Here is a 19,790-nt window from a genome sequence, read left to right on the forward strand (position 1 = left end):
GGAGGAAACGACATGGCGTACCGCTACTGGTGCGGCGAGTGCGGCTACCGCACGCCCTGGCTCAGCGAGTCCCGGGCCGAGGAGCTGCAGATCGACCACTACACGAGACGACACCCGAACGTGCCGCCCGGTGGCACCGTGGAGGTCAACCGCAAGAACCCGGAGGGGGCCTCCGGCTGCCTGACCGTCCTCGGCATGCTGGTCCTGCTGCTCGTCCTGGCCGCCTCGTGCCGCCGCTGACCGGCGGCCGCCCGCCGAGGGACCCGCGGGCGTGAACGCGACGGTGCCCGCCCGGTGTGCGGCCCGGGCGGGCACGAGTAGGCGCAGTAGGTCGGCCGGTCCGTCAGCGGGAGCCGCGGCCGTGGAGGAACAGCGCACGGGTGAGGGCCGCCAGGCCCGCCGTGCAGAGCAGGGTGCGGAGCATGTTCGTGGCCACCCAGGTGCCCTCGAACTTCTCCCGCACCGCGTGGAAGTCGGTGATCGTGGACGGGTCGCCGGCCTGCGCGAGCTGGTTGTTCAACGGGATGTTGACACCCATCGTGACCATCAGCGCGGCCACGTACAGGACGGTCGCGGCCGCCGCCCAGAACGCCGCGCCGCGGCGCCCGGCCCGGTGCTGGAGGTAGGCGGCGACGCCCGTCGCCACGAAGGCCCCGACGAAGACCAGGCCGAACAGCCCGTTCTCGATCGCCTTGTTGATGTTCTGCATCGCGGTCACGTAGGTGCGGTCGTCACCCTTGGCCAGCCCCGGCATCACCGAGACGTCGAAGGCGAAGAACAGGCCCGCCATCAGGCCCATCGCGATGGTCGCGGTCACCAGCACGGGCCCGGCGACCCGGCCCTGGCCGGTGGACGGGGTGGACACGGCGCCTCCCGGCTGGTGGCCGCCGAAGGCGGACGGAACGCTGGCGTGGGTGGTGGGCGGTGCGGTCTGGTCGGAGCGCATCAGGGGATTCCTTCGGGTTCACCCGGTCCCCGCGGGCGCGGGGACTCTCACGGGCTGTGCTACGGAACGCAGTTCGAGGGGTGGCGGGCCGCCGGCCGGCTCCGGGCTCCCATTCAGACCTGCCAGACGCCGGAGGCCGCCGCCTCGCGGGCGAAGTCGGCGAAGTCCCTCGCCTCGCGGCCCAGCGCCCGCCGCACCCCGTCCGCGGTGTGGGCGTTGCGGCCGTCCAGGATCATCGAGAACAGCTCGGCGAAGTCCCCCGGCAGGCCCTCCTGCGCCAGGACCTCCCGGTACTCCTCGACCGACACCGGCACGAACCGCACCTCCCGGCCGGTCGCCCGCGACAGCTCCGCCGCGACGTCCGCGTACGACAGCAGCCGGGGGCCCGTCAGCTCGTACACCTCGCCGTCGTGCCCGTCCTCGGTGAGCGCCGCGACCACCACGTCCGCGATGTCGTCCGCGTCCACGAAGGGCTCGACCGCGTCGCCGACGGGCAGCGCCAGCTCACCGGCGCGCACGGGGTCGAGGAAGAAGCTCTCGCTGAAGTTCTGGTTGAACCACGCGCAGCGCACCACCGTCCAGCGCGCGCCCGCCTCCATCACGGCCTTCTCCCCCGCCTCGGCCGCCTCCTCGCCGCGGCCCGACAGCAGCACCAGCTTCGCCACGCCCCGCTGCGCCGCGAGCCGCGCGAAGGCGCCCACCGACTCGACCGCGCCGGGGAAGGCGAGGTCCGGGTAGTAGGTGAGGTACGCCGCGCCGACGCCCTCCAGCGCGGGCTCCCACGTCGCTTCGTCGTTCCAGTCGAACGGCACCTCGGCGCCGCGCGACCCGATCCGGACCGTCCGGCCGCGGGCGGTGAGCCGCTCCGCGACGCGCCGGCCGGTCTTGCCGGTGCCGCCGATGACCAGGACCGCCGGCCGGTCGTCCCGGACCGTCTGGATGCTGTGCCGGGTCCGGATGCTGTGCCGGGTCTGAATACTGTGCGAGTTCGTTGTCATGGCATCCAGTCAAATCCACTCCGGGACGGAGAACCATGGCCGTCAGGCTCAGGTGCATGTCCACGCGTCTAGGGCCCGCACTCGATCAGAGCACACTCCGTAGTCGCCCGACCACTGCCCTCGACCCTTCTTCGAGCGGGCCTTGAGCGGCGCGCACACAAGCGAACGGCGGGGCGCCACCGACTGACTCCCGGTCTGCGCCCCGCCGTTCGCGGGCGTCACGGCGTCACTGCGCCGCGCGGCTACTTCACGAAGCTCTCCACGACCTTCGGCGGCCAGACACCGACCTTGAGGGCGCCCATCGAGTAGGCGCGCGAGACCAGGGCCGCGCGGTTCGGGACCCGCAGCTTCCGCAGCAGACAGGTGACGTGGTACTCGACGCCCTGGCGGCTCAGGTAGAGCCGCGCGGCGAGCGGGACGGTGGAGACGCCGGCGGCGATGCCCTCCAGGATCCGGGCGTCGATCTCGCTGAGCAGCTTCTTGCGGCCGGCGACGACCTCGGACTCGGCCGCCTCGCCGTCGCGGTTGGGCATCATCACCATGATCGAGGACTCGTCGGGCAGGCCGCCGCGGACCATGACGGCGGTGAGCGCGACGGTGAAGGTCTCCTCGTCCGGGCCGATGGCTATGACGTCGGTGGCGAAGCGGTCGCGGCGGCCCTCGATGAGGCCGGAGAACTGGCGCAGCAGGGGCTGCTGGACGCTCGGGTGGACGAGCTCGCTGAACGTCCGGCCGCAGAGGTCGGACGAGGAGCGCCCGAACTGCCAGAAGAACGCCTCGTTGGCCTGCCGGATCGTGAGGGTGCGGTCGAGCTGGGCCATGTTCAGGCCGGCCTGGTCGGCGAGCGGACGGGTTTGCGGCGCCGCGTCGTGACCTGGCTCTCGATCGCACACGATGGTCGAACCGGTATCGGCCAGGGCGGAAGAGGAGATGACCACGGCAGTCGGATCCCTTCGGAGCGGGTGTGCGGTTCGGATATCCACGGGATATCCCGGCCATTTTTTCGAAACGGGCTGGCTCGAAACGGCCTGATTCACGGTGAACTCGTGAACTCTGCTTCGACTCTAGGGACCGCCGATCCCGCCGGTCAACGGCGGCCGGGCTGGTCCGGTCCAATTCTGTGGGCGTTCGGCGGGTGGTTCGGTGCGGGGTCCGGGGGTTCGGCAGGTCGTTCGGTACGGTCCACATCATTGCAGGTCAGAGCGGGTTCGGTGGGGTGCGGTTGGAGTTCGACGGTCAGGAGTTCGAGTGCCTGGCGAGGCCGCGCACGGGCTTTCCGGCGCGGCCGCCCGGATCAAACACGAACAACGGGTTCTGCCTCGCACAGTATCGTCACAAGTTCCCGTCGGCCGGAAATCCCGAGCTTGCGATAGGAATTCGTAAGATGTTTCTCGACGGCACGCGCGCTCACCCGCAATTCGGTCGCGATCTCCTGGTTCGTCAGACCGTTCCCGACGAGGTCGGCCACCCGGCGCTCGGACGGGGTCAGCACGACGTCCACCGGTAGCCCGGCCTCCCGGCCGGGCGCGGCTGCGGGCCGCTCCTCGGACCAGCCGGCGCCGCACGCGGCGGCGAGCCGGGCGGCCTCCCGGCGCACCGCCGCCGCCTCGGCCCCGCCGCCGAGGCGGCGGCCGAGATCGCGCAGCGCGCGGGCGCGTTCGAGCTCGTCGGCCGAGCGGCGCAGCACCTCGACCGACTCGCGCAGCAGGTCGACGGCCCGCCCGCCGCCCGCCAGCGCCGCCTGCAGCCGCAGGGCCCGGCCCAGCGCCACCGGGGCGCCCCACGCCTCGGCCCGGGCGAGTTCCTCGGTGATCAGCGCGCGGGCGGCGAAGGCGTCGCCCAGCCGGTGGGCCAGGCCGACCGCCCACGGGCGCCACGGGAAGAGCACCGGGTTGCGCCAGCCGGCGGACTCCAGCTCGCGGCCGCAGGCCAGGACGGTGTCCAGGGCCGCGGCCGGGTCGCCGCGGTGCGCCTGCTGGCGGGCGCGGAGCAGGCCGAGCATCGCCGCGGGGGCCGCGCCGGTCGGCCAGCGCAGGTCCGCGTCGGCCAGGACCCGGGTGCCGAGCGGCAGGTCGCGGGCGGCCAGCGCCACCGCGGCGAGGGCCGCCGTGGCGAGGCCGTCGCCCTCGGGCCCGCCGGCCTCGGCCCGCAGGCGGGCGCGTTCGGCCTGCTCCCGCGCGAGGGCGAGCCGGCCCCGGGCGAGGTGGACGAAGGCCTGTTCGGCGTGGCCCGGCGTCACGTCCTCGGCCGGGACGGCCGGGTGCCGGCCGCGTTCGCCCGCCGAGAGCCAGGACTCCAGCACGCCCGGGGCGTCGGCGCCGACCAGCGTGGTCACCAGCAGCGGCACGACGGAGTGCGGGCTGCGGACGGTGGCCGGCTCCCGTTCGAGGATCCGCTCGGCCAGCCCGGCCAGTTCGGCGGCCGGGCGGCCCGCGCCGAGGGTGGCCGCGTGCAGCAGGACGGCCAGCAGCTCGCGCTCGCCGCGCGAGCACACCGCCGGTTCCATGACGCCCAGCCGGCCGATGGAGTCGGCGAGCCGCGCGGGGTCGCGGCAGTCCGCGTGGCGCAGCCTTGCCTCCACGCGCAGCGCGGCCTCGCGGCCGGCGCCGTCGAGCGTGTCCGGGTCGCCGAGTTCGCGGGCGACCCGGCGCAGCAGGGCGGCGGCGGTCGGGCTCGCGGCGCGCAGGAAGTTGGCCGGCAGCTGGAGCGCGGCGGCGGCGCGCTCGCGGGCTGTGGCGAGCAGCGGGATCGCCTGGGCGATGTGCCGCTCGCACGCCACCCGGTCGAACGGCCGCTCGGCGACGGCGAGTTCGACGAGCAGGCGGGCACGTTCCGGGTCGCCGTCGGGGACGTCGAGCAGGGCTCGGCGCAGGAAGCGGGCGGCCAGGGCGGGTTCGCCGCGGCGCAGCGTGGTGTCAGCGGCGCCGCGCAGGACGGCGCCCGACCACGGGTGCCGGGAGGCCGCGACGGCCATCAGCTGGGCCGCCACCTCCTCGGCCGGGCGCCCGGCGTCGTACAGGACGGCGGCGGCTCCCTCGTGGCGGCGCTGGCGCTCGCCGGCACTCATCGAGGCCTCGACGGCGTCCCGGACGACGGGGTGGACGAAGGCGGCGCGGTGCGGGCCGGGCAGGAGGCCGAGGTGGTGCAGGGCGCTCAGGGCGGCGGCGCAGCCGACGGGGTCCAGGCCGGCGAGGCGGCCGGCGAGCGCGGCGTCGCCGGGCTCGCCGAGGGTGGCGATCGCGGCGGCGAGGTCGCGCACGGGCGTGCTCTGGGTGCGCAGGCACGTGACGATGCGGTCGCGCAGGCGTCCGGGTCGCAGCGTGCGGGCGGTCTCGGCGTGGGCGGCGGTCGGGCGGGCGGTGGAGGCGGCGAGGGCGTCGAGCAGGGCGACCAGGAAGAGCGGGTTGCCGGCGGCGGCCCGGTGGCAGGCGTCGGCGAACTCGGCGTCGATGCCGGTGGGTTCCGATCTGCTGGGGTCCGGGCCGTCGGCAGCCGTGCTGCCGGCCTCCGCCCGCCCCGCCGCGTCGAAGCGCTCGCGGATCAGTGCACGGGTGGCGGTGGGCGACAGCGCCGCGAGCCTCAGTTCGCGGGCGGTGTCCGCGACCTCGCGGACCGGCGGGTGCCACGAGCCCTGGTCGCCGTCGCGCAGGGTGCAGACCACGACGACGCGCAGGCCGTCGAGGCGCGCGGTGAGGTGGGCGAGCCAGCGCAGGGACGGGCCGTCGGCCCACTGGAGGTCGTCGACCAGCAGCAACAGCGGCGTGTCGGCGCTCAGTTCGGCGAGCAGGCGGCGCAGGTCCGCGAGGACGGCGCCGGTCGGCTCGGCGGTGTCGGGGGTGGCGTCGCCGAGGACGGGGCGGGCCGCGCCGGCCCGCGCGAGCCACCGTTCCCGGGCGGCGGCGGGCAGGACGGTGAGGAGGCTGTCGAACAGCTGGCGGACGACACCGAACGCGAAGTCCTGTTCCATCGGGGCGGCGTCGGCCCGCAGGACCTGCACGGGGACGCGGTCGGTGCGGCCGTCGTGCCCGGCGTGGCCGGGAAGGGCGCGCAGTAAGGCCGAGCGTCCGATGCCGAAGGGACCGGTGAGCAGCAGGTGCGCCGAGCGGCCCTCGGCGGCGGCACGCAGGGCCTGGCGTACCGCGGCGATTTCGGTGTCCCGGTCGTGGAGCATCGTTCAGTGTCCTTCCATGGCACGGACCAGCGCCCGCAGTTCGGGGCGGCCGTGGAGGCCGAGCTTGAGGTAGACCCGTTTGAGCCGGAGTTCGACGGCGCGGCTGGAGACGGCCAGCATCGCGGCGATGTCCCGGTTGCTGTGGCCCCGGCCGGCCAGTTCGGCGGTGTGCCGCTCGGTGGGCGTGAGGCTCTCCCACCGCGGATCCGCGGGGTGGACGACGCGGTGGTCCAGGGTGCCGGCCAGGTCGCGGGCGCGGGCGGCCATCGGGCTCGCCGGGTGACGGGCGGTCAGCACGCAGAGCTCGGCGAGGGAGCGCTCGGCGGTGTGCCGGTCGCCGCCCTCGGCGAGTTCGACGGCGGCGAGTTCGGCGAGCGCCCGCACGTAGCCGGGCCCGGCCGGGCCGCCGCGCAGCGCGTCCGCGGCGGCCGAGCGGATCCCGGCGAGCCGTCCGGGCCGGTCGGTGACCCGCTGGGTGCTGAGCTCGGCCCAGCCGATCGCGATCGGGGCGCCCCACCGGCGGGCGAGCCGCAGTTCCTGCTCGCTCAGGCGGACGGCCTCGTCCGGGTCGCCCAGGGCGTGGTAGGCCAGCGCCGCGACCGAACGCCACGGCAGGAGGGCGGGGTTGAGCCGGTGTCGGCTGAGCAGGCGGCGGCCGCTCTCCCGCAGGAGCTCGGCGGCCTCGGCCGGGCGGCCCGCGCCGAGGGCGACGGTGGCGCGGGCGAACAGCAGATGGGCCCAGTGCTCGCTCGCCTCGGCGCCCGCGGGCAGCGGGGCCACCGCCCGTTCGCGGGCGCGCTCGCGCCGTCCGCTCTCCAGGTCGACGAGGATGCCGACGGCACGCAGGTAGGGCGCGACGGCGTCGGGCCGGCCGAGCAGGCGCAGGGCCCGTTCGCCCTCGGCGACGTCGCGGTCGGCGGGCTCCAGGCGGCCGCGGCGCAGGTTGAGTTCGGCGCGCAGCGCGAGCACGTGCGGGGCGGCCAGCCGCAGGTGGTTGCCGGACAGGTGGCGCAGCAGGCGGTCCAGGCCCGCCTGTGCCTCGTCGTTGGCGTCCGCGAGGCAGAGCGTGCGGCAGGCGGCCAGCCACGGCTGGACGAGCGGGCCGTCCCAGGCGTCGTCCGCCGGGGACCCGGGCGCGGTGAGGGCGGCCCGGGCGAGCGCTCCGGCCTGCTCGAGCCGGCGGCCGCCGACGGCGAGCTGCCAGGCGCGGACCGCCGCCTGCGCGGGCGACGTCGGACACGGCGGCAGCTGCGGCAGTTCGGGCAGCGGCAGGGCGGACTCGCCGTCGTCGGCCGGGTCGGCGCACCAGAACAGGGCCAGCAACTCGTCGTGGTGCGGGTCCTCCGGCCGGGGCAGGGTCTCGGCGACGGCCCGGCGCACCACGGTGGTGGCGCCGCCGGTGAGGCCGAGGTCGGCGGCGCGCACGCGCAGAGCCGTGCCGGGGGCGGCGGGGCGCGGGCGCGGGGCGGCGTCGGCGGCGGGAGCGGCGTACGGACGCGGAACGGCGTCGGCGGCGAGAGCGGCGTACGGACGCGGGCCGACATCGGAAGCAGCAACGCCCCGGCGCAGATCGGCCTCGGTGGTGGCAGCGCGCACGCGCACGTCGGGGTCGGGGATGGCAGCGTCGGGGCGGCGGAGGATCGCGTCGAGGGCGTGGTCGCCGGCCTCGGGTTCGCCGATCAGGCGGGTGGCGGCGAGTTCGAGCGCGAGCCGGGCATGCTCGGCGGGCGCCGCGCCCTCCGCGAGCGCGCGGCCGAGCAGGGCGGCGGCGTGCCGCTGGTTCTGCCGCTGGGCGGCGGCCTCGGCAGCGGTTCGCAGGGCCCGGACGGCCCAGGGGCGGCCGGCGGGGGCCGCCCCGAGCAGCAGGGCGGCCACCGCGAGGTCGTCGGCGGCGGCCCGGTGGGCCAGTTCCGCCGCCCGGGTGTGCAGTTCGGTGCGCTCGGCGGCGCTCGCGGCGGCCAGGACGCGGGAGCGCAGCGCCGGGACGAGCAGCGGCTCGGCGCCGGGACCGGCGACGACACCGGGCAGATCGGCGAGGACGGCGCGCAGCCGCGCCTCGTTCAGGGTGTCGAGGCCGGCCAGGAGGCAGGTCAGCGGGAAGTCGAGCAGGTCGCCGCAGACGGCCAGCGCCCGCACCACCGCCACCACCTCGTCGGTCTGCCCGCGCAGAGCCCGCATCAGGTGGTCGCCGGTCACGGTGGCAGCGAGGGCCGCGAGTTCGGGCACGCGGGCGGCGGAGGGGCGGTGACCGTCCCCGGCGAACCGCCGCAGGATGTCGTCCAGGACCTTGGGGTGCCCGCCGGACATCCGGCCCGCCGCCGTGACGAACCCCTCCTCCCCCGGCGCGCCGCAGGCCCGCACCACGGCGGCCGCGACGTCGGTCTCGTCCAGCGGCCCGAGGGCGAGACGGTGGACGGCGGCCACGCCGGCCGCCCCGGCCAACACGTCGTACCAGTCGGGCGCGGGCACGCCGAGGCGGCTGCCGCCGCACAGCAGCACGATCGGAACGCCGGCCCAGCGACGGGACAGCGCGCCCAGCCAGTGCAGGGAGCGCGCGTCGAGCCACTGGGCGTCCTCCAGCGCGAGGACGGTCGGCCTGGTCCGGGCGGCGCGCAGCAGATCGGCGAGGCCTGACAGGGGGGTGGTGTCCGGACCGTCGACGGGCCCGTCAAGGGAACGGTCGAGCGGCCCGTCGAGGGAGGCGAGCCACTGGGCGACGGCCCCGAGGGCCAGCCCGGACTCGGCGTGGGCTGCCCGGGCCCGCAGGACCCGCAGCCCGGCCCGCTCCGCGCGGGTCGCGCCCCACCGGACCAGCGCGTTCTGCCCGTAGCCGGGCGCGCCGGTGGCGGCCACGACGACCGGACGGGCGCCGGTGGCGACGGCGCGGTCGAGAACAGCGGCGAGGGCGGCACGCTCGCGCTGCCGCGCGCGCGGCGGGGTCGCGGCGACGGGGAGGTCGGGTGCGGGCTGCCCGCCGGGCACCGGGAGCCCGGCCCCAGGTCGTGTCGACGCGGCGTCAGGTCGGGAGTCCACGGCGGCATCGGGCGCCGGTCCCGGGCCGTGCGTCGTGTCGCCGTCCGCCGGGGGCGTGCCGGCGGCGGGCCTCTCCCCCGGGCGGTCCGTGGTGCCCGGGGCGCGGTGGGCCGACGGCTCGGCCTCGGACGGGGCCGAGGCGGGCGGCAGCCCGGGCCCGGCCGGTGCCCCGGGCGCGGTCTGTCGGCCGTTTGACGGGGTCGCCGTGGGGTGGGGGGCTTCGCCCCACGGGCTCACAGGAACGTCGTTCATCCAGCTCACCCGGGTCTCGGGCTCCCTTGCCGTGTGAGGTGCGCCGAAGCGGCGCGGTGTGGTGGTGGTGGTCGTCAGGTGGTCGGCCCGCCCGCCGGGGGCGGTTCTTCGGCGGCCGGGAGGGCGCCGTGGCGGGTGCCGTCCAGGGCGAGTGCGAGTCCGTCCCGGCGGGTGACGCCGAGTTTGCGGTAGACGCTGGTCAGGTGGGACTCGACGGTGCGCACGGTGACGAAGAGCGTGCGCGCGATCTGCCGGTTGCTCGCGCCGTCGACGGCGAGGCCGGCGACCCTGAGTTCGGCGCCGGTGAGCAGGCCGGCGGCGGAGGTGGCGACCTCGGGCATCCGGCCGCCGGCCGTGATCAGCAGGCGGCGCGCGGCCCTGGCGAGGGCGAGGGCGCCGCAGCCGCCGGCCAGGGCGGTGGCGGCGCGCAGGTGTTCGCGGGCACCGGCCGGGTCGCCGGCGAGGAGGAGGGCGCGGCCGAGGCCGTATTCGGCGCGGGCGTGTTCGGCCCGGGCGGGTGAGGCGGCGAGCAGGTGGACGGCCTCGGCGAGGCGGTCGAGGCCGGCCCGGCCGGGGGTGAGCGCGCCGTCGGCGAGGGCGGCGAGGCCGAGGGCGCGGGCGGTGCCCCAGCGGGCGGCGAGTTCGGCGCCGTGTTCGGCGAGGGCGCGGCCCTCGGTGGGGCGGCGGACGGCGGCGAGGACGAGACAGGAGTCGGCCCACCAGGGGGCGAAGACGGGATTGGTGACGCCCGCGTCGTGCTGGACGCGGCCGCAGGTGCGCAGCAGGTGGAGGGCGGCGTCGGCGTCGCCGTGGGCCCAGCGGGCGCGGCCGCGGGCGAGCAGGTGGAGCTGTTCCTCCAGCCCGGTGCCGACCGCTTCGGCGCGGTCGCCGTCGGCGAGCAGCGTCTCTGCCCGGTGGGCTTCGCCCCGGTCGACGAGGACGGCGGCGAGGACCGCCCGGGGGGCCGTCAGGCAGGCGTCGGAGCCGGCGGCGCCGAAGTCGTCGATCGCGGCGCGGACGGTCGCCTCGGCTTCGGCGATGGCGCCGACGCGGTGCAGGACGAGGGCACGGCCGGTGCGGGCGAGGGTGCGGGACCACGGGCCCGCGCCGCGCACGGCGCGGTCGAGGGCGGCGGTCGCGGCGTCCGTCTCGTCGGCGAGGGCGAGGGCGGCCGCGGCGGTGATCAGCGGCCAGCCGGGGCAGGAGGGGCCGGCGGCGCCGACGGCTCGGCGGGCGGCCGCGACGGCCAGTTCGCGCGAGTGCCCGGCGAGGGCGGAGCGCAGGGCGGCGAGCGCCTGTTCCTGGACGCCCGCGACGTCGTCGCGGGCCACGGTGAACGCGGTGGCGCGGGGCACGGGGACGGTGGCGACGGCCGATGCCCGGGCGCGGCCGGTGACGAGCAGGGCGGTGCGGACCTGCCAGCGCAGGCGGGGGCCCCAGTCGCCGTCCGGTCCGTCCAGGGCGCGTTCGAGGGCCTCGGCGAGTTCGGCACGGTGGGCCGGTGCGAGCGGCACGGCCAGGCAGGCCATGGCGCACTCGACGGCGATCCGGGCCCGGTCGGCGGGGTCGGCGGCGAGGGCGAGGGCGGAGCGGAACATCGGGACGGCGGCGAGCGGGTCGGTCTGGGCGAGGGCGACGGCCAGGCGCAGGCGCAGGCGGTCGTCCTCGGGGGTGGTGTCGAGGGCGCGGTGGAGGTAGCCGGCGGCGAGGGCGAAGGCGCCGCGCTGCTCGGCGGCGGTGGCGGCGTCGCACAGGACGGCGGCCATCCACGGCTGCGGGATGCCGGGGACCTCCATCAGGTGCCGGGCGACCTGTTCGGCCGGGCGGCCCGCGTCGCTCAGTAACAGGGCCGCCCTGGCGTGCAGTTCAGCGACCCGGCGGCCGTCGCCGGGGATGAGGAGGGTGGTGCGCACGGCCGGGTGGACGTCGCCGTCGGCGCTCAGCGCGCCGCACTCCCGCAGCAGTGCGGCGGTCTCGTCGGCGCGGGGGCCGGGCACGCCGGCGAGGGCGGCGACGAGGTCGGTGCGGGCGGTGCCGAGCACCGCAATGGCGGCAGCGGCGGCCCGGACGGTCGCGGGTGCGGCGTCGAGCAGGACGCGCACCACGCAGGCGAGCATGCGGCCGCCGAGTTCGGCGACCCGGTCGGCGCCGTCGCCGTCCGGTCCGTGGCCCTGCGCGCGCAGTTCGTCGAGGACCTGGAGCGTGGTGCGCGGGTTGCCGCCGCACACCTCGACGAGGCGGTCGACGAAGGCGGGTTCGGCCGGGGCGGGCGACCAGTGCCGGACGAGTCCGGCGACGGCGGTGCGGTCCAGCGGGGCGAGCCGCAGCGGGCTGACGGACGGGTCCGCGGTGAGGTCCAGCCAGGCGGCGGGGGCGGCCGGGCGGGTGCCGTCGCGGCGGGCGAGAGCGACGAGCAGCGGGAGTCCGGCCGAGCGCCGGAGCAGGAAGTCCAGCCAGCGCAGAGTGTGTTCGTCGCAGGCCTCGGCGTCGTCGAGGGCGAGGACGAGCGGACGGTCCGTCATCAGGCGGACCGCGGCGCGGTAGAGGGCGTGGAAGGCCGGGAAGGCGTCCACGGGGTTGAAGGAGCGTGCGTCCTGCGGCCCGGGCAGGAGCGCGGCCAGTGCCGCGGCATGCGGGGCGAAGAGGGCGCGCAGGCCCGAGTAGCCCGTGCCGTCCGGCCGTTGGCCGTGCAGGACCAGGGCGCCGTGTCGCGCGGATTCGGCCCGGAGCTCCGTGAGCAGACGTGTTTTCCCGATTCCGGCCGGGCCGGTCAGGACGACGCATCCGGCGTTCCCGCGGCGGCCGGCCCCGGCGTGTCCAAAAAGCGATGCCAGTTCACCTGCGCGACCGAAAATCGCCCCCGGGCCGGGAATTCCCCCTATGGGCAGCACGAAACCTTCACCCCCCAAGCGCGGATGATTCCGCTATTCCGACACCACGCCTGGACCGCACGGCAATTGCGGTGGACAGGCGCCACAGTACCCGAGTGCATCCGATCAAGAATGTATGGGACGCGTCAAGAACAGAGCGGGTACCCGAACGGGTTCCAGCCGCTCCGGGACCGTCCGCCGTCCCGGCCGGTGGCCACCCGCCCCGCCGCGGGCCGCGACCGGAACACCCAAGGAATGTTGAACCTCCCGTTGGATTCTCTTTACCGCCCGGCCGCGTTCCAAACCCTCGCACACCCGGACGAGCGGGCCGGGACCGCGGCCGGGCGGGCGCAGGACTAAGGAATTCCCGGCGCCGGGCGTGAGACCAAGGTGGGGTACACCCCCAGCCACCCCGCCCCGAGGGAGTCCGATGAGCGAGCGCAGCGAGCGATCAATGAAGAGGTGCGCGTTGCGCGAAGCGACCGCCGAGCGCAGCGAGGTGGGCGCATGAGCGAGCGAGGTGGGCGCATGAGCGTCCCGCAGCGTCCGATCCTGTTCGTCAGCCTTCCGGAGAGCGGGCTGCTCAACCCCCTGCTGGTGCTGGCCGGCGAGCTGGCCCGCCGCGGCGTGCCGGACCTCTGGTTCGCCACCGACGAACCCCGGCGCGCCGACGTGCTGGCCCTGGCCGACGAGTCGGCGGTGGAGTTCGCCTCGCTCGGCGAGGTCTTCTCCGAGCTGTCCGCGGTCAGCTGGACCGACGAGGTCTACCGCGAGGTGACCCAGCCGGACCGCTTCCGGGCGCACCGGGCGGTCATCCACCAGTCGTACCGGCCCGATCTGCAGGCCGAGAAATACCGCCGGCTCGCGGCGGTGGTGGACAAGTGCAATCCGGCCCTGATGGTCATCGACTGCGTCAGCTCCTTCGCCGTCGACCTCGCCCTGACCCGGGGCATACCGTTCGTGCTCAGCGTGCCCTTCCTGCCGAGCAATGTGCTCACCTCGCACAGCCCATTCGGCAGCTCGTACACGCCCAAGGATTTCCCCGTGCCGCATTCCGGTCTGCCGTACCCGATGCGTCTCGGCCAGCGTCTGGCCAACCGGCTGTTCAAGCTGCGCACGCTCGCGCTCTTCTTCAACCCGGCCATGGGGAAGGTGCTTTCCGAGGACGCCCGGCTGCGCAAGGAACTCGGCCTGCCCAAGCCCAGCCCGATGACCCGGATCGACCGGGCCGAAATGGTGCTGTGCAATTCCGTGCGGGAGCTCGACTACCCGTTCGACATCCCCGCGAAGGTCAAGCTCGTCGGGGCGATGGTGCCGCCGCTGCCGGAGTCCTCGCGGGCCGCGGACGACACCGGCGTCATGGACTGGCTGGACGCGCAGTCCTCGGTGGTCTACATGGGCTTCGGCACGATCACCCGGCTGACCCGGCCCCAGGTGGCCGCCCTCGTCGAGGTGGCCCGGCGACTGGACGGGCGCCACCAGGTGCTGTGGCGGCTGCCCGCCGAGCAGCAGCACCTCCTGCCGGCGAAGGACCAACTGCCGGACAACCTGCGGATCGAGAGCTGGCTGCCCTCCCAGCTGGACGTGCTGGCCCACCCCAAGGTCGGGGTGTTCTTCACCCACGGCGGCGGCAACGGCTTCCACGAGGGCGTGTACTTCGGCAAGCCGCTGGTGGTCCGCCCGCTGTGGGTGGACTGCTACGACCAGGCCGTACGCGGACGGGACTTCGGGATCAGCCTGACCCTGGACCGGCCGCAGGACATCGACCCGGCCGACGTCGTCGACAAGCTCACCCGCGTGCTCGGCGACAGTTCCTTCCGCGAGCGCGCCGAGCGCATCGGCGCCCTGCAGCGCGCCGCCGGCGGCCGCACCGCCGCGGCCGACCTCCTGCTCGGCCTGCCAGCCATCGCCTGACCCTCCCCGGGCCGCGCCGGCCCGGCGCACCGCCCACCAGCGCACCCCGACCGACCACCGAGCGAGGACCCCTCATGCCCTTCACCATCCCCGTGTCCCGGCCCAGTCTGGACGGGCGCGAGCTGGAGTACGTCACGAGCACGATCGGCGACGGCTGGATCTCCTCCCAGGGCCCGTACGTGCGGCGCTTCGAGCGGGCCTTCGCCGACTACAACGGCTCCGCCCACGGCGTGGCCTGCTCCTCCGGGACGGCGGCGCTCACGCTGGCGCTGCGCGCCCTCGGCGTGGGCCCCGGTGACGAGGTGATCGTGCCCGAGTTCACCATGATCGCCACCGCCTGGGCGGTCACGTACACCGGTGCGACCCCGGTGTTCGTCGACTGCGCGGACGACCTGAACATCGACGTCGCGCGGATCGAGGAGAAGATCACCCCGCGGACGAAGGTGATCATGCCGGTGCACGTCTACGGCCGGCGCTGCGACATGGCCGCCATCACGGACATCGCACACCAGTACAACCTGCGCGTCGTCGAGGACTCCGCCGAGGCGCACGGCATCCGCCCGACCGGCGACATCGCGTGCTTCTCGCTGTTCGCCAACAAGATCATCACGGCCGGCGAGGGCGGCATCTGCCTCACCGACGACCCCCGCCTGGCCGCCCAGCTGGAGCACCTGCGCGCCATGGCCTTCACCACCGACCACAGCTTCGTTCACAAGAAGCTCGCCTACAACTTCCGCATGACGGCCATGCAGGCCGCCGTCGCCCTCGCCCAGACCGAGCGCCTCGACACCATCCTCGCCACCCGGCGGGAGATCGAGCAGCGCTACGACCAGGGCCTCAAGGACGTCCCCGGGATCACCCTCATGCCGCCCCGGGACGTGCTGTGGATGTACGACGTGCGGGCCGAACGCCGCGCCGAGCTGCGCGAGTTCCTCGCCGCCGAGGGGATCGAGACCCGGCTGTTCTTCCAGCCGATGAGCCGTCAGCCCGGCTACCTCGACCCGGCCTGGCCCGGCCTCAACGCGGCCCGCTTCGCCGCCGACGGCCTCTACCTGCCCACCTACACCGACCTGACCCCCGCCGACCAGGACCGCGTCCTCGACGCGGTCCGCGCGTTCTACGGCGCGTCCTGAACCGGCCCGCCGGAGGAGACCCTTCACCATGACGCCCGACACCGTGCCGCCCGAGAACCAGACGAGCGCCGAACCGCGGGTGGTCGACTTCCCGCTGCGCGTGCCCGGCGAGTCCTTCCCGCCGCCGCGCTACCAGGACTACCGGGAGCAGCGGGGCCTGGTGCTGTCCTACCTGCCGAACGGCCGCAAGGTCTGGCTGGTGACCCGGCACGAGGACGTGCGCTCCGTCCTCACCAACCGGAAGATCAGCTCCAACCCGGACCACCCGGGCTTCCCGAACGTCAGTGAGACCATGGGCGTGCCGCGCCAGGAGCAGATCCCCGGCTGGTTCGTCGGCCTCGACTCGCCCGAGCACGACCGCTTCCGCAAGGCGCTCATCCCGGAGTTCACCGTCCGGCGGGTGCGGGAGCTGCGGCCCGCGGTCGAGCAGACCGTCGACCGGTGCATCGACGCGATGCTCGCGGCGGGCGACGAGGCCGACCTGGTGGCCGACTTCGCGCTGCCCGTCCCGTCCCTCGTCATCTCCTCGCTGCTCGGTGTGCCGCCGGTGGACCGGGACTTCTTCGAGTCCCGCACCCGCACGCTGGTCGCGATCCAGGCCTCCACCGACCAGCAGCGCGACACCGCCTCGCGCGAACTGCTGCGCTACATCAACCGGTTGGTGGCGATCAAGCAGAAGTGGCCCGGCGACGACCTGATCAGCCGGCTGCTGGCGACCGGCGCGATCGAGCCCCACGAGATGTCCGGGGTGCTGATGCTGCTGCTCATCGCCGGGCACGAGACGACGGCCAACAACATCGCGCTCGGCGTGGTGACCCTGCTCCAGCACCCCGAGTGGATCGGCGACGACCGGGTGGTGGAGGAGACGCTGCGTTTCCACTCGGTGGCCGACCTGGTCTCGCTGCGGGTCGCGGTGGAGGACGTCGAGATCTCCGGGCAGCTGGTGCGCGCGGGCGAGGGCATCGTGCCGCTGGTGGCCGCCGCCAACCACGACGAGCAGGCCTTCTCCTGCCCGTACGCGTTCGACCCGGCCCGCACCGAGCGCCACCACGTGGCCTTCGGCTACGGCGTGCACCAGTGCCTGGGCCAGAACCTGGTCCGGATCGAGATGGAGATCGCCTACCGCAGGCTCTTCGAGCGCATCCCGGGCCTGCGCCTCGCGGTGCCCGCCGAGGAGCTGCCGCTCAAGTACGACGGCGTGCTGTGCGGCCTGCACGCGCTGCCGGTCCGCTGGTAGCCGGTCCGCGGGCCACCGGTCCACCGGCAGTGCCCGCCCACGACACCGCCCCGCACGCCCCACAGGAGAACCGTTCATGCGCATCACCGTCGACACCGACCGCTGCGTCGGCGCGGGCCAGTGCGTGCTCAACGCGCCCGCCGTCTTCGACCAGGACGCCGACGGCGTGGTCGAACTCCACGACCCCGACGTGGCCGTCGAGGACCGCGACGCGGTCGACACCGCCGCCACGCTCTGCCCGTCCGGTGCCATCACCGTCCACCGGGACTGATTCCCGCCCCCGAGAGAGGACCGACTTCATGACCAGTCCCGGCACGTCGAGCACGCTGTGGCTGCGCCGCTTCCACCCCGGCGAGGGCCGCGCCGTACGCCTGGTGTGCTTCCCGCACGCCGGCGGGTCCGCGAGCTTCTTCCACCCCGTCTCCACGGCCCTCGCCGCCGAGGCCGAGGTGATCGCCCTGCAGTACCCCGGCCGGCAGGACCGCCGCCTGGAGCCCTGCATCGAGGACATCGCGACCCTCGCCGACCGGATCACCGAGGAACTGCTCACACTGGACGACCGCCCCACCGTCTACTTCGGCCACAGCATGGGCGCCGTCCTCGCGTTCGAGACCGCGTGGCGGCTGGAGCAGAAGGGCACCCACGCGCCCGGGGCGGTCATCGCCTCCGGCCGCCGCGCGCCCTCCACCACCCGCGCCGAGACCGTGCACCGGCGGGACGACGACGGCGTCATCGCCGAGCTCAAGCTGCTCAACGGCACCAACGCCCAACTCCTCGGCGACGAGGAGATCCTGCGCATGGCGATGCCCGCGATCCGCGCCGACTACCGCGCCATCGAACGCTACACCTGCGGGCCCGAGCGCGTCCTCGGCTGCCCGATCACCGCGCTCACCGGCGACGCCGACCCGCGCACCACCATCGCCGAGGCCCGCGCCTGGCAGGCCCACACCGCCGGCGACTTCCGGCTCCAGGTCCTGCCCGGCGGCCACTTCTTCCTCGCCGACCAGCAGGCGGCGGTGCTCCGGGACATCTCCACCGAACTCGCCGCGCTCCGCTGACGACCGCAGGCCCGGACAAGGACCCCTGATGCGCACACTCCTGGTCGACAACTACGACTCCTTCACCTACAACCTCTTCCACTACCTCGCCGAGGCCAACGGCCGCGAGCCGGAGGTCATCAGCAACGACGACCCGTCCTTCCGGCCCGAGCTGCTCGACGCGTTCGACAACGTCGTGCTCTCCCCCGGCCCCGGCACCCCGCACAACCCCGCCGACTTCGGCCACTGCGCCGGAATAGCCCGCGAGGGCCGGCTGCCCGTCCTCGGCGTGTGCCTGGGCCACCAGGGCCTCGCCCTCGCCCACGGCGCCACCGTGGGCCGCGCGCCCGCCCCCCGGCACGGGCGCACCTCGGCCGTGCGGCACACCGGCACCGGGCTCTTCCACCACCTGCCGAACCCGCTGGAGGTCGTCCGCTACCACTCGCTGGCGGTCACGTCCCTGGCCCCCGCCCTCGAACCGATCGCGTGGGCCACCGACGACGGTGTGGTGATGGCCCTGCGCCACCGCGAACTCCCCATGTGGGGCGTGCAGTTCCACCCCGAGTCGATCGGCACCGAGGCGGGCAAGCGGCTGCTGTCCAACTTCCGGGACCTCACCGAACAGCACGGGCGCCGGCGCCGCACCACCCCGCCACGCCCCGGCACCGCCCCCGAGGCGGCGCCGCGGGCCGCCACGCGTCAACTCGCGGTGCTGACCCGGCAGGTCGAGACCGGGTGGGACGCCGAGACCGTCTTCGACCGCGTCTTCCGCGGTGGCAGCCACCCGTTCTGGCTCGACAGCAGCCTGCCGGGCGGCCGGCTCGGGCACGTCTCCGCGATGGGCAACGCCGCCGGGCCGCTCGCCCGCGTCGCCACCGCCGACGTGCAGCGCGGCACCGTGACGGTGACCACCGGCGACACCACGCAGGTGCTGGAGCGCGAGTTCCTCGGCTGGCTCGACGACGACCTCCGCTCGCTGGACGTCGACGTGCCCGAGCTGCCGTTCGACTTCGCGCTCGGCTGGGTCGGCTGCCTCGGCTACGAGCTCAAGGCCGAGTGCGGGGGCGACCGCGCCCACCGCTCGCCCGACCCGGACGCCGTCATGGTCTTCGCCGACCGCGCCGTCGTCGTCGACCACCACACCGGCGCCGCCCACCTCCTCGCCCTCGCCGAGGACGGCCGGGACGCCTCCGCCCTGGCCTGGCTGGACGACACCGCCGCCCTGCTCACCGGGCCCGCCCCGCACACCGACCCGCCCTCCCACACCCCGCCCGGCGAGGACGCCCGGCTGCGGCTGCGCCACCCCCGAAAGGCCTACCTCAAGCTCATCGACGCCTGCCAGGACGAGATAGCGGCCGGCGAGACCTACGAGGTCTGCCTCACCAACATGATCGACGCCCCGACCGACCTCGACCCCTGGCAGGCCTACCGCGCCCTGCGCCGGATCAGCCCGGCCCCGTTCGCCGCCTTCCTCGCCTTCGGCGACCTCGCCGTGCTCAGCTCCTCCCCCGAGCGCTTCCTGCGGATCGGCCCGGACGGCCTCATGGAGTCCAAGCCCATCAAGGGCACCCGGCCGCGCGGCGCCACCCGCGAGGAGGACGCCCTGCTCGTCGCCGACCTCGCCACCAGCGAGAAGGACCGCGCCGAGAACCTCATGGTCGTCGACCTCGTCCGGCACGACCTCGGGCGCTGCGCCCGGACCGGGTCCGTCGTCGCCGACCCGCTGTTCAACGTCGAGACGTACGCCACCGTGCACCAGCTCGTCAGCACCGTGCGGGCGCGGCTGCGCCCCGAGTGCAGCGCGGTCGACGGCGTGCGGTCGGCGTTCCCCGGCGGCTCGATGACGGGCACGCCCAAGCTGCGCACGATGCAGATCATCGACCGGCTGGAGAACGGGCCGCGCGGCATCTACTCGGGCGCGATCGGCTACTTCTCGCTCAGCGGCGCCGCCGACCTGAGCATCGTGATCCGCACCGCCGTGCTCAGCGGCGGGCGGCTGCGCTACGGGGTCGGCGGGGCGATCATCGCGCTGTCCGACGCCGAGGGCGAGTTCGACGAGACGGTGGTCAAGGCCCGCCCGCTGCTCGCCCTGCTCGACACCGCGCTCCCCCCGCAGAACCCGCCGGCCACCCGCCGACGCCGCACGTCCAGGGCTTTCCCCGCCGTCTCCGGCTGAGGCCGGCCGCCGCAGCCGCCCAG

General features: G+C 75.3%; 13 protein-coding genes. 7 read left to right on the forward strand and 6 right to left on the reverse strand.

All coding sequences use genetic code 11. The features are described 5' to 3' along the window. The first annotated feature begins 12 nt into the window (after nucleotides 1-12). Nucleotides 13-240, forward strand: coding sequence for a hypothetical protein (locus tag ACWCXH_RS32375; protein ID WP_449805062.1), 228 nt, complete (start codon nucleotides 13-15; stop codon nucleotides 238-240). A gap of 103 nt (nucleotides 241-343) precedes the next feature. On the opposite strand, the gene ACWCXH_RS32380 is transcribed toward ACWCXH_RS32375, so the two are convergent. From ACWCXH_RS32380 to ACWCXH_RS32405, 6 genes are all read right to left on the reverse strand, one after another. Continuing rightward, a complete protein-coding gene (locus tag ACWCXH_RS32380) occupies nucleotides 344-946 on the reverse strand; it encodes an anthrone oxygenase family protein (RefSeq protein WP_449805063.1) in 603 nt (200 codons plus the stop codon). A gap of 113 nt (nucleotides 947-1,059) precedes the next feature. Further along, complete coding sequence (locus ACWCXH_RS32385) at nucleotides 1,060-1,944, reverse strand: NmrA family NAD(P)-binding protein (RefSeq protein WP_449805064.1); 885 nt, start codon at nucleotides 1,942-1,944, stop codon at nucleotides 1,060-1,062. A gap of 242 nt (nucleotides 1,945-2,186) precedes the next feature. Further along, entirely contained in the window at nucleotides 2,187-2,882 is a 696-nt protein-coding gene (locus ACWCXH_RS32390) for a LuxR C-terminal-related transcriptional regulator (RefSeq protein WP_449805065.1), read from the reverse strand. Nucleotides 2,883-3,238: 356 nt separating this feature from the next. After that, complete coding sequence (locus ACWCXH_RS32395) at nucleotides 3,239-6,115, reverse strand: helix-turn-helix transcriptional regulator (RefSeq protein ID WP_449805066.1); 2,877 nt, start codon at nucleotides 6,113-6,115, stop codon at nucleotides 3,239-3,241. A 3-nt stretch (nucleotides 6,116-6,118) separates the two neighbouring features. Beyond that, the gene (locus tag ACWCXH_RS32400; RefSeq protein ID WP_449805067.1) at nucleotides 6,119-9,148 is read right to left on the reverse strand and encodes an AAA family ATPase; all 3,030 of its coding nucleotides are present in this window, start codon (nucleotides 9,146-9,148) and stop codon (nucleotides 6,119-6,121) included. 326 nt (nucleotides 9,149-9,474) lie between these two features. Beyond that, nucleotides 9,475-12,291 carry an AAA family ATPase gene (locus ACWCXH_RS32405; RefSeq protein ID WP_449805068.1) on the reverse strand — a complete coding sequence of 939 codons (2,817 nt, stop codon included), beginning with the start codon at nucleotides 12,289-12,291 and terminating at the stop codon, nucleotides 9,475-9,477. Nucleotides 12,292-12,798: 507 nt separating this feature from the next. Between ACWCXH_RS32405 and ACWCXH_RS32410 the strand changes: the two genes are divergently transcribed. The 6 genes from ACWCXH_RS32410 (at nucleotide 12,799) to pabB (ending at nucleotide 19,767) form a co-directional block, all read left to right on the forward strand. Continuing rightward, entirely contained in the window at nucleotides 12,799-14,184 is a 1,386-nt protein-coding gene (locus tag ACWCXH_RS32410) for a glycosyltransferase (RefSeq protein WP_449805069.1), read from the forward strand. 74 nt (nucleotides 14,185-14,258) lie between these two features. Further along, nucleotides 14,259-15,317, forward strand: a complete 1,059-nt coding sequence (locus tag ACWCXH_RS32415; RefSeq protein WP_449805070.1) for a DegT/DnrJ/EryC1/StrS family aminotransferase — start codon at nucleotides 14,259-14,261, stop codon at nucleotides 15,315-15,317. Nucleotides 15,318-15,345: 28 nt separating this feature from the next. Then, a complete protein-coding gene (locus ACWCXH_RS32420; RefSeq protein ID WP_449805071.1) occupies nucleotides 15,346-16,554 on the forward strand; it encodes a cytochrome P450 in 1,209 nt (402 codons plus the stop codon). A gap of 76 nt (nucleotides 16,555-16,630) precedes the next feature. Next, the gene (locus ACWCXH_RS32425) at nucleotides 16,631-16,825 is read left to right on the forward strand and encodes a ferredoxin (RefSeq protein ID WP_449805072.1); all 195 of its coding nucleotides are present in this window, start codon (nucleotides 16,631-16,633) and stop codon (nucleotides 16,823-16,825) included. Between the two features lie 28 nt (nucleotides 16,826-16,853). Further along, the gene (locus ACWCXH_RS32430) at nucleotides 16,854-17,612 is read left to right on the forward strand and encodes a thioesterase II family protein (RefSeq protein WP_449805073.1); all 759 of its coding nucleotides are present in this window, start codon (nucleotides 16,854-16,856) and stop codon (nucleotides 17,610-17,612) included. A 28-nt stretch (nucleotides 17,613-17,640) separates the two neighbouring features. Then, nucleotides 17,641-19,767, forward strand: a complete 2,127-nt coding sequence (gene pabB / locus ACWCXH_RS32435; RefSeq protein ID WP_449805074.1) for an aminodeoxychorismate synthase component I — start codon at nucleotides 17,641-17,643, stop codon at nucleotides 19,765-19,767. Nucleotides 19,768-19,790 lie beyond the last annotated feature (23 nt).

This window comes from Kitasatospora sp. NPDC001660, from assembly GCF_053596725.1.

Bases quoted from the DNA above. Each gene is read 5' to 3' on its own strand.
- pabB (WP_449805074.1), top strand. From the start codon at position 17,641: ATGCGCACACTCCTGGTCGACAACTACGACTCCTTCACCTACAACCTC.
- ACWCXH_RS32375 (WP_449805062.1), top strand. From the start codon at position 13: ATGGCGTACCGCTACTGGTGCGGCGAGTGCGGCTACCGCACGCCCTGG.
- ACWCXH_RS32380 (WP_449805063.1), bottom strand. From the start codon at position 946: ATGCGCTCCGACCAGACCGCACCGCCCACCACCCACGCCAGCGTTCCG.
- ACWCXH_RS32415 (WP_449805070.1), top strand. From the start codon at position 14,259: ATGCCCTTCACCATCCCCGTGTCCCGGCCCAGTCTGGACGGGCGCGAG.
- ACWCXH_RS32425 (WP_449805072.1), top strand. From the start codon at position 16,631: ATGCGCATCACCGTCGACACCGACCGCTGCGTCGGCGCGGGCCAGTGC.
- ACWCXH_RS32430 (WP_449805073.1), top strand. From the start codon at position 16,854: ATGACCAGTCCCGGCACGTCGAGCACGCTGTGGCTGCGCCGCTTCCAC.
- ACWCXH_RS32420 (WP_449805071.1), top strand. From the start codon at position 15,346: ATGACGCCCGACACCGTGCCGCCCGAGAACCAGACGAGCGCCGAACCG.
- ACWCXH_RS32395 (WP_449805066.1), bottom strand. From the start codon at position 6,115: ATGCTCCACGACCGGGACACCGAAATCGCCGCGGTACGCCAGGCCCTG.
- ACWCXH_RS32385 (WP_449805064.1), bottom strand. From the start codon at position 1,944: ATGACAACGAACTCGCACAGTATTCAGACCCGGCACAGCATCCGGACC.
- ACWCXH_RS32410 (WP_449805069.1), top strand. From the start codon at position 12,799: ATGAGCGTCCCGCAGCGTCCGATCCTGTTCGTCAGCCTTCCGGAGAGC.